Origin of the sequence: Streptomyces sp. WM6372 (assembly GCF_001279655.1) — a bacterium.
GTDB lineage: Bacteria > Actinomycetota > Actinomycetes > Streptomycetales > Streptomycetaceae > Streptomyces.
This window is the reverse complement of the sequence record NZ_LGDB01000225.1, coordinates 30,402-43,976: the sequence shown is the minus strand read 5'-3', so window position 1 is coordinate 43,976 and position 13,575 is coordinate 30,402. Positions and strand designations below refer to the sequence as shown.

At 73.3% G+C, this 13,575-nt stretch carries 12 protein-coding genes; 7 read left to right on the top strand and 5 right to left on the bottom strand.

Annotation, left to right across the window (positions count from 1 at the left end):
• The first annotated feature begins 138 nt into the window (after positions 1-138).
• Together ADK52_RS32565 and ADK52_RS32560 are read left to right on the top strand one after the other, a co-directional pair.
• Positions 139-1,272, top strand: a complete 1,134-nt coding sequence (locus ADK52_RS32565; RefSeq protein WP_053693457.1) for a hypothetical protein — start codon at positions 139-141, stop codon at positions 1,270-1,272.
• A gap of 13 nt (positions 1,273-1,285) precedes the next feature.
• Positions 1,286-2,383 (top strand): phosphotransferase family protein, encoded by a 1,098-nt coding sequence (locus ADK52_RS32560; protein ID WP_053693456.1) that lies wholly within the window; start codon positions 1,286-1,288, stop codon positions 2,381-2,383.
• Positions 2,384-2,468: 85 nt separating this feature from the next.
• On the opposite strand, the gene ADK52_RS32555 is transcribed toward ADK52_RS32560, so the two are convergent.
• Positions 2,469-2,912 carry a hypothetical protein gene (locus ADK52_RS32555; RefSeq protein WP_053693455.1) on the bottom strand — a complete coding sequence of 148 codons (444 nt, stop codon included), beginning with the start codon at positions 2,910-2,912 and terminating at the stop codon, positions 2,469-2,471.
• A 217-nt stretch (positions 2,913-3,129) separates the two neighbouring features.
• On the opposite strand from ADK52_RS32555, the gene ADK52_RS32550 reads away from it, so the two are divergent.
• The 4 genes from ADK52_RS32550 to fxsA all read left to right on the top strand — a co-directional run bounded on the left by ADK52_RS32550 (position 3,130) and on the right by fxsA (position 7,097).
• Positions 3,130-3,570, top strand: coding sequence for an Lrp/AsnC family transcriptional regulator (locus tag ADK52_RS32550; RefSeq protein WP_030030904.1), 441 nt, complete (start codon positions 3,130-3,132; stop codon positions 3,568-3,570).
• A gap of 66 nt (positions 3,571-3,636) precedes the next feature.
• Positions 3,637-5,271 (top strand): amidohydrolase, encoded by a 1,635-nt coding sequence (locus ADK52_RS32545; RefSeq protein ID WP_053693454.1) that lies wholly within the window; start codon positions 3,637-3,639, stop codon positions 5,269-5,271.
• Between the two features lie 326 nt (positions 5,272-5,597).
• Positions 5,598-6,455 carry a polyprenol monophosphomannose synthase gene (locus ADK52_RS32540; RefSeq protein ID WP_078988770.1) on the top strand — a complete coding sequence of 286 codons (858 nt, stop codon included), beginning with the start codon at positions 5,598-5,600 and terminating at the stop codon, positions 6,453-6,455.
• 60 nt (positions 6,456-6,515) lie between these two features.
• Entirely contained in the window at positions 6,516-7,097 is a 582-nt protein-coding gene (fxsA, locus tag ADK52_RS32535) for an FxsA family membrane protein (protein ID WP_053693453.1), read from the top strand.
• 140 nt (positions 7,098-7,237) lie between these two features.
• Here the strand turns inward: fxsA and ADK52_RS32530 are convergent, their stop codons facing one another.
• From ADK52_RS32530 to ADK52_RS32520, 3 genes are all read right to left on the bottom strand, one after another.
• Positions 7,238-7,612, bottom strand: a complete 375-nt coding sequence (locus ADK52_RS32530; protein WP_007262928.1) for an RNA polymerase-binding protein RbpA — start codon at positions 7,610-7,612, stop codon at positions 7,238-7,240.
• Between the two features lie 299 nt (positions 7,613-7,911).
• Positions 7,912-9,288 carry an MFS transporter gene (locus tag ADK52_RS32525; RefSeq protein WP_053693452.1) on the bottom strand — a complete coding sequence of 459 codons (1,377 nt, stop codon included), beginning with the start codon at positions 9,286-9,288 and terminating at the stop codon, positions 7,912-7,914.
• A gap of 67 nt (positions 9,289-9,355) precedes the next feature.
• Positions 9,356-10,126 carry a glycerophosphodiester phosphodiesterase family protein gene (locus tag ADK52_RS32520; protein WP_053693451.1) on the bottom strand — a complete coding sequence of 257 codons (771 nt, stop codon included), beginning with the start codon at positions 10,124-10,126 and terminating at the stop codon, positions 9,356-9,358.
• Between the two features lie 193 nt (positions 10,127-10,319).
• On the opposite strand from ADK52_RS32520, the gene ADK52_RS32515 reads away from it, so the two are divergent.
• Positions 10,320-11,822: a PLP-dependent aminotransferase family protein gene (locus ADK52_RS32515; protein WP_053693450.1), complete on the top strand. Its 1,503-nt coding sequence runs from the start codon at positions 10,320-10,322 to the stop codon at positions 11,820-11,822.
• Positions 11,823-11,884: 62 nt separating this feature from the next.
• Here ADK52_RS32515 and ADK52_RS32510 read toward each other — a convergent pair whose 3' ends face one another.
• On the bottom strand, positions 11,885-13,552 hold the full coding sequence (locus tag ADK52_RS32510; RefSeq protein ID WP_053693449.1) for a hypothetical protein: 1,668 nt from the start codon (positions 13,550-13,552) through the stop codon (positions 11,885-11,887).
• Between the last annotated feature and the right edge of the window lie 23 nt (positions 13,553-13,575).

The window sequence follows — 13,575 nt, the reverse complement described above, 5'->3', positions numbered from 1 at the left end:
CCCCCTGTCCCGCGTCCCCCGATCCCCTCCGTTGGCCAGACGTGCCGGGGTGTCAGGGAGTGACAGAACTCTGGCCCCGAACCAGGCATCTGACGTACCGTCATATTTGCCCGAGCCCGTTGCCCCAGGAGGTTTGCCATGCCCGCGGACCGACCCGTACCGCTCGACGAATACCCCGTCCACCAGGCCCCGTTGTCGATGAAGCACCTCGTCACCGGCGACCGGAACGCCTACGACCGCTGCATCTTCCACGTCTTCGACCACGCCGGCCGCGCCGTCCTCATCCTCGGCCTCGGCGTCTACCCCAACGCCGGGGTCATCGACGCCTACGCCACCCTCCGCACCGGTGACGAACTCCTCGCCGTCCGCGCCTCCGACGCCCTCACCGACGACCGCATGAACCTCTCCGTCGGCCCGCTGCGGATCACCGTCGACGAACCCCTGAAGCGGATCGGCCTCCGGTGCGAGGCCGACCCCGCCGACCCCGACGGGCTCTCGTACGACATCACCTGGACCGCCGGGTTCCCCGCCGTCTGGGAGCCGCACCACGTGCAGCGGCGCGGCGACCGCCTCATGCTCGAAGGCCGCCGCTTCGTCCAGGCCGGGCACGTCACCGGCACCATCCGCGCCAAGGGCGAGGAGCACGCCCTCACCCCCGGCGAGTGGACCGGCACCCGCGACCGCAGCTGGGGTGTGCGCCCCATTCCCGGCGAGGACGGCGGCCGCGCCGCCGAGGAGCACCGGCCCGAGGGCTTCCACTGGCTCTGGATCCCCGTCCGCTTCGAGGACCGCTTCCTCATGGTCATCGCCCAGGAGGACGCCGACGGCCACCGCACCCTCAACGAGGCCGTCCAGGTCTTCCCCGAGGACAGCGGCCGCCACGACGTACAACTCGGCTGGCCCCAGACCGAGATCCGCTACCGCCCCGGCACCCGCCACCCCCAGAGCGCCGTCGTCCACCTCACCGACCCGGCCCGCAAACCCCTCGAACTCGGCGTCGAGATCCTGAACTCCTCCCCGCTCGCCGTCGGCGCCGGCTACCCGCCCGCCGCCGACTGGCAGCACGGCACCTGGCAGGGCCGCGGCTGGACCGACCGCCGCGTCTACGACCTCTCCGACCCCGCCGCCCACCCCATGGCCGCCTTCGGCGTCACCGACCACTCCGCCCGCTTCACCCTCGACGGGCGCACCGGCTTCGGCATCTTCGAGCACGGCAGCTTCGGCCGCCACGACCCGAGCGGCTTCGCCGACTACTCCTCCGTCGCCCAGTAGGGAAGGGGCTCACATGGCCACCGCACCACGTCCGCGCACCTCCACCCGGGAGCCCGGGGAACTCGGCCGCCTCCTCGCATCCTGGCTGGACGGCAGGCTCCCCGGCGCGAAGGTCACCAACGTCGCGGTCCCCGCGTCCAACGGCATGTCCAGCGAGACCCTGCTCTTCGACATAGAGCACCCCGACACCCCGGTCCGCGGCTGCGCCCTGCGGCTCGCCGCCGACCCGGCCGCCTACACGGTGTTCCCCACGTACGACATGCCCCGCCAGCACCGCGTGATGGGCCTGGTCGCCGCCCACACCGACCTGCCCGTCCCGCGCGTGCTGTGGCTGGAGACCGACCCCGGGCCGCTCGGCGCGCCCTTCTTCGTCATGGCCCGAGCCGAGGGCCGGGTCCCGCCCGACGTCATGCCCTACACGTACGAGGGGAACTGGCTGCACGCCGCCACCGGCTCCGAACGCGCCGCGCTCCAGGAGGCGAGCATCTCGCTGCTGGCCCGGCTGCACGACCAGTTCCCCGCGAAGGAGGCCGAGTTCCTCCTCCCCGAGGGCACCGGCAGCCCGCTGCGCCGCCATGTCGACGCCCAACGCGCCTACTACGCCTGGGTGGTCGACGGGCTCGCGCCGTCCCCGCTGCTGGAGCGGGCCTTCGAACGCCTGGAGGAGCTGTGGCCCGCGGACGAGGGCCCCGCCGTCCTCAACTGGGGCGACGCCCGCATCGGCAACGTCGTCTACCGGGCCGATGGGTTCGAGCCCGTGGCCGTCCTGGACTGGGAGATGGCCGCGTACGCCCCGCGCGAGGTCGACCTCGGCTGGACGGTGTACCTCCACCGCTTCTTCCAGGACCTCACCGTGAGCTTCGGACAGCCCGGTCTGCCGGACTTCCTGCGCCGCGACGACATCGAGCGCCGGTACGCCGAACTCACCGGGCACACCCCGCGGGACATGGAGTTCCACACCCTGTACGCGGCGCTGCGGCACGGGATCGTGATGCTGCGCATCGCCTACCGGCAGGCGCACTTCGGGGAGGTCGAGATCCCCGCGGATCCGGACGGCCTGATCCTGCACCACGCCAGCCTCCGGGCCATGGTGCAGGGCACGTACTGGTAGATCAGGACGGGTCCGGCTGGATCCCGCCGGATCCGGCTCGAACGGCTCGAACGGCTCGATCCGGCGCACACGGCCGGGAAGGCCGTCAGGCGGCCTGCGCGTGCTGCCGCATCTGCGGCAGCAGCGTCGGCGCCGGCATCCGCACGGGACGCGAACCGGGACCGCCGACGTGCGAGAACGGCTGCGTCCGCCAGTCCAGACCCTGCGGCAGATCCAGCAGAACGACCTCCAGCTCCTGGGGCTCGTTCTGGCCCATGCCCACCGTCGGCAGCGCGTCGGAGGCCGGGCGGCCCGTACCCGCGCACACCGTGAGCCCGAACGGGTTCCACGGGGTCAGGCAGAGCGCGTGCTCCGGCAGGTACTCCTCGTCCGCGACGAGGGCGATCGACTGGCCGCAGTCGGGGCAGATCGCGTGGTGGATCTCGAAGCCGTCGAACCCGTCGGCGTCTTCGAGGTACTCACCGTCCTCGGCGTCGACGAATTCCAGGGGCTCCGGTTCGGTGCGACCGGCGCGCTTGGTGTTCAGCATGGATGTACTCCCCCTTGGGTGGGCCGGGCGGGCAGGTTCTACGGCCTCGGCCACAGCAAGCACTTCCCGCCGCGCGGCACGAGTAACCACAACATCCCGGCGTACGCCTCCATACCCTTGTGGCCTTGGTCACATGCCCGCCGCAGGTGCCACTTGTGGCCGGACAGCACTGTGCCTGGAGCGCCCTTGGGCCTTAGGTTGAGCGGCTATGAGCGCAATGGAGGAGCTGGACCGCCAGATCGTTGATCTGCTCGTGCGGGACGGGCGGATGAGCTACACGGATCTGGGCAAGGCCACGGGACTGTCCACGTCGGCGGTCCACCAGCGAGTACGCCGTCTGGAACAGCGCGGAGTGATCCGCGGATACGCGGCCGTCGTCGACCCCGAGGCCGTGGGCCTGCCCCTGACGGCCTTCATCTCGGTGAAGCCCTTCGACCCGAGCGCGCCGGACGACATCGCCGACCGGCTGGCCGGAGTACCGGAGATCGAGGCCTGCCACAGCGTCGCCGGTGACGAGAACTACATCCTGAAGGTCCGGGTCGCGACCCCGCTGGAGCTGGAGGACCTGCTGGGCCGTCTGCGCGCCCTGGCCCACGTCGCCACCCGCACCACGGTGGTCCTCTCCACCCCGTACGAGGCCCGCCCGCCCCGGGTGTGACGCCTTTTCCGCCGCGCCCGCGGGGGCGCGGTCGAGGCGGGGCGGCGGACCCGCGAAACTAGGGCCATGACCGACCGCACCGCCAGTTCCGCCGACGCCGCCGGAGCCCCCGCATCCGAACGGACCGTTCTCCTCCGCGGGGGCGAGGTACACAGCCCCGCCGACCCCTTCGCCACCGCGATGGTCGTCGAGCGGGGGCACATCGCCTGGGTGGGCTCCGAAGGCGCCGCCGACGCCTTCGCGCAAGGCGTCGACGAGGTCGTCGACCTCGGCGGGGCGCTCGTCACGCCCGCCTTCACCGACGCGCACGTCCACACCACCTCCGCGGGCCTCGCCCTGACCGGGCTGGACCTCACCGGCGCCGCCTCCCTCGCCGACGCCCTGCTCCTCGTCCGCGCGTACGCCGAGCGCCGCCCCGCCGACCGGGTGCTCCTCGGCCACGGCTGGGACGCCTCCCGGTGGCCCGAGCGCCGAGCGCCCCGCCGCGCGGAGCTCGACGAGGCCGCCGGCGGACGCCCGCTCTACCTCAGCCGGATCGACGTGCACTCCGCCGTCGTCACCACCGCCCTGCTGGACCTCGTACCGGCCGTCTCCGTCCGCGGTGACGAGCCGCTGACCCGCGACGACCACCACGCCGTCCGCAGGGCCGCGCTCGCCGCCGTCACCCCCGCCCAGCGCGCCGAGGCCCAGCGGGCCGCCCTCGACCGGGCCGCCTCCCTCGGCATCGGCTCCGTCCACGAGTGCGGCGGCCCCGACATCTCCTCCGCCGAGGACTTCGCGGACCTCCTGAACCTCGCCCGCGAGCGCCCGGGCCCCCGCGTCTTCGGCTACTGGGCGGACCGGGACCTCGAACAGGCCAAGGCGCTCGGCGCCATCGGGGCCGCGGGCGACCTCTTCGTGGACGGCGCCCTCGGCTCCCACACCGCCTGCCTGCACGCCCCCTACGCCGACGCGGGCCACACCGGCACCGGCTACCTCGACGCCGCCGAAGTCGCCGAGCACGTCGCCGCGTGCACCGAGGCGGGGCTCCAGGCCGGCTTCCACGCCATCGGCGACGCCGCCCTGACCGCCGTCGTCGAGGGCATGCGCGCCGCCGCCGAGAAGGTCGGCCTCGCCCGCGTCCGCGCCGCGCGGCACCGCGTCGAACACGCCGAGATGATGACCCCCGAGACCATCGCCGCCTTCGCGGACCTCGGACTCACCGCCTCCGTACAGCCCGCCTTCGACGCCGCCTGGGGCGGCGAGGACGGCATGTACGCCGACCGGCTGGGCCAGGAGCGCGCCCGTACGCTCAACCCCTTCGCGGCCCTGCTCAAGGCCGGTGTGCCGCTCGCCTTCGGCTCCGACGCCCCCGTGACCCCGTTCGACCCCTGGGGCACCGTCCGGGCGGCCGCCTTCCACCGCACCCCCGAGCACCGGATCTCCGTACGGGCTGCCTTCACCGCCCACACCCGGGGCGGCTGGCGGGCCCTCGGCCGCGACGGAGCCGGTGTGCTCGTGCCCGGCGCCCCGGCCGACTACGCGCTGTGGGAGACCGCCGAACTGGTGGTCCAGGCCCCCGACGACCGGGTCGCCCGCTGGTCCACGGACCCCCGTTCGGGGACCCCCGGGCTGCCCGACCTCACCCCCGGCGGCGAACTGCCGGTGTGCCTCGCCACCGTCGTCGGCGGGCGGGAGGTATTCGTACGGCCACAGGGGTGATCCGTTCGGCCTCGGTTCGGTACGGGTGCTCGGACCCGGATAGGTTCGGCCGGGTCCACCACCGGACGTCCGTACCGGGCGGCTCCGTCTGCTCAGCGCGCCCGCGCCTCGGGGGCGAGGGAAGGTTTCGCCGGGATGGGGGTCCCCCTGCTCCGCAGGAGCTCGGGGGAAAGGTGGCCCCGGCCGGGGCCCGCGGTCCAGTAGACAACGGTCACGGCGACCCGCAGCCAGCGGGAGCCTGACCGGCCCGAAGGACCGCGGGCCCCGGCCACTGTTCTAAAGTCATCCTCTGTGACAGGACGGACCGGAACACGAAGGCGGACTCAGTGAGCGACGGCGGACAGCGAGGGCACGGACCGCTCGGCACGGCCTTGGTGATCATTCCGACCTTCAACGAGGCGGAGAACATCGGGCCGATCGTCGGCCGCGTGCGCGCAGCGGTGCCCGAGGCACACATCCTGGTCGCGGACGACAACAGCCCCGACGGCACCGGCAAGCTCGCCGACGAGCTCGCGGCCGCCGACGACCACGTGCACGTCCTGCACCGCAAGGGCAAGGAAGGCCTCGGCGCCGCCTACCTGGCGGGGTTCTCCTGGGGCCTGGAGCGCGACTACGGCGTCCTCGTCGAGATGGACGCCGACGGCTCCCACCAGCCCGAGGAGCTGCCCCGGCTGCTCACCGCGCTGGCCGGGGCCGACCTCGTCCTGGGCTCGCGCTGGGTGCCGGGCGGCCGGGTGGTCAACTGGCCCAAGAGCCGCGAGTTCCTCTCGCGCGGCGGCTCGGTGTACTCCCGGCTGATGCTGGACGTCCCGATCCGCGACGTGACGGGCGGCTACCGCGCCTTCCGCCGCGAGACCCTGGAGGGCCTGGGCCTGGACGAGGTGGCCTCCGCGGGCTACTGCTTCCAGGTGGACCTGGCCCGCCGGGCCGTGCACCAGGGCTTCCGCGTCGTCGAAGTACCCATCACCTTCGTCGAGCGTGAGTTCGGCGACAGCAAGATGAGCAAGGACATCGTGGTGGAGGCCCTCTGGCGGGTCACGCAGTGGGGGCTCAAGGGCCACGCGGCGAAGCTGATCGGCCAGGACAAGCCCAAGGGCGGGGGCCCGGACGCGGCCAAGGGCCCGGACAACGGCACGGCCAAGGGCACGGACAAGGGCTCTGCCAAGGGCCCGGACGCCCCTTAGGGGATGTCCGGTACCTCCGGCTGAGGCCGCTTTTACGCCGCCCCAGGCACACTGGGTGGTATGACGACCGGTGTTCCCCTTTCGACGGCCCCCCGGCGGCGCTCGCGTGCCCGCACCTTCCTTCCGCTGGCGGTCGCCGCCTGGCTGATCCTGGAGATCTGGCTGCTGAGCCTGGTCGCCGGCGCGGCCGGCGGCCTGGCCGTCGCCGCGCTGCTCGCGGGCGGGATCGTGCTCGGCGCCCTGGTCATCAAGCGGGCCGGGCGGCGGGCCTTCAAGAACCTGACGAACACCTTCCAGCAGGCCCAGCAGGGGCAGCAGCCCGCCCCGCAGCAGCCCGGCGGCGGCAATGGCCTCACCATGCTGGCCGGCCTGCTCCTGATGCTGCCGGGCCTGCTCTCCGACGTGGTCGGCCTGCTCCTCCTGGTCCCGCCCGTCCGGGCATGGACCGGCCGCCGGCTGTCCGGCTCCCTGGAGCGCAAGATGGCCGCGGCCCCGGCGGGCGGCTTCGGCGACGCCTTCCAGCAGGCCCGCATCCACTACCCCGATGGCAAGGTCGTCCAGGGCGAGGTCATCCGCGAGGACGGGCAGCAGCCGCAGCAGCCGGGGCCCGACGCCGGGTACCGGCCGCCGCTGGCGCCCTGAGCGGGGTAGCTGGCGCCCTGAGCGAGGTACGGGCGTAGGGGACGTACGGCAACAAAAAGCGCAAACGCGGCAAGCCGAGGGCCCCCGCCACAGTTCGTGGCGGGGGCCCTCGGCTTGTTGTTCCGCTACACGTCCGGCTGTCAGGCGGACTTGCGGCTGTCCCGCGGATGCACGGCAATGTTCATGGCGCCGGAACGCAGGACCGCCAGCCTCTCGGCCAGCACTTCCTCCAGTTCCTCGCGGGTGCGCCGCTCCATGAGCATGTCCCAGTGCGTTCGCGCAGGCTTGCCCTTCTTCTCTTCGGGCCCGTCCCCGTCAACCAGGAGTGCCATGGCGCCACACGCCTTGCACTCCCACTCCGGCGGAATCTCTGCCTCAACCGAGAACGGCATCTCAAATCGATGTCCGTTCTGGCATGCGTACTCCACCGCCTGGCGCGGGGCCAGATCGATGCCGCGGTCCGTCTCGTAGCTGGTAACCACGAGCCGCGTACCGCGGAGAGCTCGCTCACTCATGAATCGTGCCTCCCGGGCTTGTCGCCCACAGGACAGGTGTCGCTGTCGTCGTCATCCGGTCAACGTCCGGTCGGCGGTATAGATTCCCGCTCCGGGTGATGCGTCGCCCGTCGTGCCGCCCCTTGTTGTACCCACCAGTGCCCGTTTTGTCACATCTGGCAGCAGATGTCACCCAACGTCTTCAGTTCTTTAGCGCGCAGTAACGGTCCGGCTGGCAGGCCAAAGGCGTACACTACCGGCCCTTCGCTTCAACGTCGAAATCCGTTCGGAATTCGTATGAAGATCCGGGTCGTGTCCACTCAGATCCGCTCGGGAACAGGATTCCCCGCCGCCTCCACCGCGCGCCGCACCGGCACTCGCGCGAGCAGCACGAAACCCAGTGCGAAGAAGACCACCAACGAGATGATCGCGTCCCGGTAACTGCCCGTGACCTGGTACGTCAGGCCGAACACCAGCGGCCCGACCCAGCTCACCCCGCGGTCGCTCATCTCGTACGCCGAGAAGTATTCGGCCTCCTTGCCCGCCGGCACCAGGTGCGAGAAGAGCGAGCGCGACAGTGCCTGGCTGCCGCCCAGCACCAGTCCGATCATCGACGCCAGGGCGAAGAACCACACCGGCGCACCCGCCGGCAGGAAGAATCCGGCGGCCAGGGTCACGGTCCAGGCCACCAGCGACCCGAGGATGGTCCTCTTCGCGCCGTACGACACGGCCAGCCGGCCCATCGCCATCGCGCCCGCCACCGCGAGGATCTGCACCAGCAGCACGGCCGTGATCAGCGTCGAGTCCTCCAGCTTCAGCTCCTGCTTGCCGTACACGGACGCCTGCGAGATCACGGTCTGGATCCCGTCGTTGTAGACCAGGTACGCCAGCAGGAACGAGAGCGTCAGCGGGTGCCGCCGCATGTCCTTCAGCGTGGCGACGAGCTGCTTCCACCCCGACCCGGCCGCGTGGCCGGCATCCGGCCGGACCACCGCCCGGTCTCGCAGCCGGCGCAGCGGGATGATCGCGAACGCGCCCCACCACAGGCCCGCCGAGGCCAGGCAGATGCGTACCGCCGCGTCCTTGGATATCCCGAAGGACTCGTGCGACTGGAACAGGACCAGGTTCAGGATCAGGACGAACGCACCGGCCGTGTAGCCGAACGCCCAGCCGCGCGAGGAGACGGTGTCCCGCTCCGCCGGCTCCGCGATCTGCGGCAGGTAGGAGTTGTAGAGCACCATCGACACCGACATCGCGGCGTTCGCCACGATCAGCAGGACGCCGCCCAGCAGGTAGCGGTCGCCGCCCAGCAGGAACATCGCGGTGGTCGCCGCGGCGCCGGTGTACGCCGCCGCCGCGAGCAGCGGCTTCTTGCGGCCCGTGCGGTCCGCGGCCGCGCCCACCAGGGGCATGGCCAGCACGGCGACGATCACCGACATCGAGACGGCGTACGCGAAGAACGAGCCCGACCGGACCGGGATCCCCAGGGGGTGGACGTACCCCTGCGCGTCCTGGGCGGCCTCGGCCATCGTCGTGAGGTACGGGCCGATGAACACCGTCAGCACGGTCGAGGAGTAGACCGAGCAGGCGAAGTCGTAGAAGTACCAGCCGTGCTGCTCGCGTTTGCGGGCCGCCGCGGCGGCGGTTCTGCCCTCCTCCGCGCCCGGTTCCGCTTCTTCTGTGGTCTGCGCACTCATGCGTGCCCCCTCGCTGGTCCCCGTACCGCTGCGGCCGCCCCACCGGGCGCGGCGGCCCTGCGGGCGGTCAGGCCCAGGCCCCGCGCCGGTCCAGCACCGTGCGCAAGATGTCGATCTGGTCGGTCATGATGCCATCGACTCCCAGGTCGAGCAGCGCCTCCATGCGTTCCGGTTCGTTCACGGTCCACACGTGCACCTGGAGTCCCCGCTCGTGCGCGGTGCGTACGAACCGGCGGTCGACCACGCGGATGCCCGCCTGGGACTCCGGAACCTGCGCCGCCACCGCCCCGACCCGCAGCGCCGCCGGGATCGCGTACGAGCGCAGCCGCAGGCCGATCACCCCGCGCACCCCGTACGAGGTCGCCAGCCGGGGGCCGGCGATCTTCTGGGCGCGGGCCACCCGGCTCTCCGAGAACGAGCCCACGCACACCCGGTCCCAGACGCCCGCCCGGGCGATCAGGTTGACCAGCGGGTGCAGGGCCGACTCGGACTTGATGTCGACGTTCCAGCGGGCCTCGGGGAACTCCTCCAGGAGCTCCTCGAACAGCGGCAGCGGCTCGGTGCCCGCCACCCGCGCCTGGCGGACCTTGTTCCAGGTCAGCTCCGCGATCCGGCCCTGCCCGTCGCTGACCCGGTCGAGCGTGGAGTCGTGGAAGGCGACGAGCTTCCCGTCGGCGGTGGCGTGCACATCGGTCTCGAAGTACCGGTAGCCCGCGTCGGCGGCCCGCCGGAAGGCGGCGGCGGTGTTCTCCAGCCCGTCCGCGGCACCTCCCCGGTGCGCGAAGGGGATCGGAGCCGGGTGGTCCAGATACGGATGGCGAAGGCGTACGTGCGTCACCCGTCGCAGTATGCACCGTGCGCCCCGTCCGGAGTGAGCGGCCGTGTGGCCGCACGGCGGCCACACGGTGAACGTGGCGGCTCCCCTGGTCCCGGTGGCCCCGGGCATGACAGGCTGTGGGGGCTCGAGCAATCCAATACCGGCCGTACCCGGGGTGGGGCGGGGCCAATTCTACGAAGGTGGACCGGACAGCATGGCAGAGTGGACCTCGGCGGTGGGTGCCGCACAGCTCGCCCGTCTCATCACCTCACAGCAGGAGCGCCCCGGCGTCCCCGGGGCGCGCAAACTGCCCGCGTACCGGACCCTGGCCGACGGCATCCGGCTGCTCGTCCTCGAAGGCCGCGTCCCCGTCGCCGCCCGGCTGCCCGCCGAGCGCGAGCTGGCCGTCTCCCTCTCCCTCTCCCGCACCACCGTCGCCGCCGCGTACGAGGCGCTGCGCGGGGAGGGTTTCCTGGAGTCCCGCCGCGGCGCCGGCAGCTGGACCTCCGTGCCGGCCGGGAACCCGCTGCCCGCCCGGGGCCTGGAGCCGCTGCCGCCCGAATCCCTCGGCTCGATGATCGACCTCGGCTGCGCCGCGCTCCCGGCCCCCGAGCCCTGGCTCACGAAGGCCGTACAGGGCGCGCTGGAGGAGCTCCCGCCGTACGCGCACACCCACGGGGACTACCCCGCCGGGCTGCCCGCGCTGCGGCGGATGCTCGCCGACCGCTACACCGAGCGCGGCATCCCCACCATGCCCGAGCAGATCATGGTCACCACGGGGGCGATGGGGGCCATCGACGCCATCTGCAGCCTGTTCGCCGGGCGCGGGGAGCGGATTGCCGTCGAATCCCCCTCCTACGCCAACATCCTCCAGCTCATGCGCGCCGCCGGGGTGCGGCTCGTTCCCGTCGCGATGGCCGACGGGCTGGCCGGCTGGGACATGACGGTGTGGCGGCAGGTGCTGCGCGACGCAGCGCCGCGCCTCGCGTACGTCGTCGCCGACTTCCACAACCCGACCGGGGCGCTCGCCTCGGACGAGCAGCGCCGCGCCATGGTGGAGGCGGCCCGCTCGGCCGGCACCGTGCTCGTCGTCGACGAGACCATGGCCGAGCTCCGGCTCGACCCGGCGCTGGAGATGCCGCGTCCGGTCTGTTCCTTCGACCCGGCCGGCTCCTCCGTGATCACCGTCGGCTCGGCCAGCAAGGCCTTCTGGGCCGGCATGCGGATCGGCTGGGTCCGGGCGGCGCCCGACGTGATCCGCAGCCTCGTCGCGGCCCGCGCGTACGCCGACCTCGGCACGCCCGTGCTGGAACAGCTCGCGGTGCACTGGCTGATGCGGACCGGAGGCTGGGCGGAGGCCGTGCAGATCCGCCGCGACCAGGCCCGGGAGAACCGGGACGCGCTGGTCGCGGCGGTGCGCCGGGAGCTGCCGGACTGGGAGTTCGAGGTGCCGCGCGGCGGGCTGACCCTGTGGGCCCGCGCGGGCGGGCTGTCCGGATCCCGGCTGGCCGAGGTGGGGGAGCGGGTCGGCGTACGGGTCCCGTCGGGGCCGCGGTTCGGCGTCGACGGGGCCTTCGAGGGCTACGTCCGGCTGCCGTTCACCGTCGGCGGGCCGGTGGCCGAGGAGGCCGCGGTCCGCCTCGCGGCGGCCGCCCGCCTGGTCGGCACGGGCGCGGCGGGCAGCGCCGCGGAACCGCCGCGCACGTTCGTCGCGTAGGAGCACGTACGGCCGGAAGCCCACGGCCCGCCGACGGGCCGTGGGCTTCCGGAGCGATCGGCTCAGGGGCCCACCGGCCAGGGCCCGCGGGCCGGCGGGGCCTCGGCCGGGACCTCCCCGCCCTCCTCGGCGTCGGTCGACGGGCCCTGCGCCCGGGCCGGCGGCTGGACGATGTGCAGCGCCTTCGCCGGCGCCACCCGGCCCGGCCCGCCCGGGCCCGGCAGCTGCCGCCCCGGCAGCAGCTCCAGCACCGCCTGGCGGTGTCCCGGGTGCGCGGCGTCGTCGTACGGGTCCGGCGTGGCGGGCACCTGCAACCGGTGCACGGGACCCGAGCCGAGCCGCGCGTACCCGCGCCCCGGCGGCACCTGGGCCGTCGGCGTGGTGTGCGGCGGCAGCCCCAGTACGTCGGTGATCTGCTGGGCCGTGGCCGGGCCGAGCACGATCCGGGCCCGGGTGTGCTGCCAGACGGCGTCGTTCAGCAGCTCCAGGTGGTCGAACTGCTCGGCCACCACGACCGTGACGTGCGCGGCGCGCCCGTGCCGCAGCGGCACCTGGAGCTGGGAGAGCGGGTCGGGGCTCCCCTCGGCGGTCGCGAGGTGGGCGAGCACGCTGGGCCGGTCCAGCAGGATCCACAGCGGCCGCCGGGTGTCCTCGGGCGCGGGCCGGCCGGCCTCGCGGGCCCGGTGCGCGGCGATGAGCCGCCGCTCGGTCTCGCGCGCGGCCCATTCCAGCGTGGCCAGCGCCCCGGCCGGACCGCACTCCACGGCCAGGACGCCCGTACGCCCGGACAGGCACGAGAACTCCCCGCTGCCGCCGCCCTCCACGATCAGTACGTCGTCGCCGTGGTGCAGGGCCTGGAGGGCGATCGAGCGCAGCAGCGAGGAGGTGCCGCTGCCGGGCCGGCCGACGGCCAGCAGGTGCGGCTCGGTGGACCGGGGGCCGGTGCGCCAGATCACCGGCGGGACGTCGCGCGGCTCGTCGTCCTCCAGGACCGGCAGGGTGCGCCGCACGGAGGTGGCGTCGGTGAAGCCGAGCACGGTCTCGCCGGGCGAGGTGACGAACGGCTGCGCGGCGATGCCCGTCGGCAGCGGCGCGAGCACGGTCAGGTCCAGCTGGTTGCCCTCCTCGTCCCAGTCGAAGAGGTACTCCCGGCCGCGCCCGGACTTGGCGTGCAGCAGGGTCTCGATCCGGGCCCGCGAGGCGGCCTCGCCGTCGGTGAAGTAGGCGGGGTAGCGGATCCGGAGCCGGGTGACGCGGCCCGCCTCGTCGAAGGCGTAGTCGCTGAAGGCCTTGTCCCACTCCCCGCCGTGGGCGAAGAGCGGGTTCGGGTCCTCGGGGATGGAGAAGTACGGCACGAGCGCCTCGTAGAGGGAGCCGAGCCGTTCGGTCTCGGCCTCGCTGGGCCCGGTCTTCACCGGGGTCCGGTCGCGTCCCTGCCAGGCCGCGGCCGCCATCAGGGTGATCAGGGCGAACAGCGGACCGTAGGGGACGAGCGCGACCACGAGGACGCAGGCGGCGCCGAGGAACAGCGCGGGACCACGCTTGTCCTTCGGGGTCTGGGCCACCTTGCGCCGCCCGGCCGCGGCCAGGATGCGCAGGCCGCGCCCGATGACGAGGAGCGGATGGAGGACGTCCGTGGCGCCGTCGGCGGCCGTGCGAGCGAGGTCGCGGCCCCGTGCCAGCGACGTGGTGCCGCTGCTGAGGATGCGGGGGAGTGGGCGCCGGGCCACGGTCGTCTCCTGGAGTCGGGTGG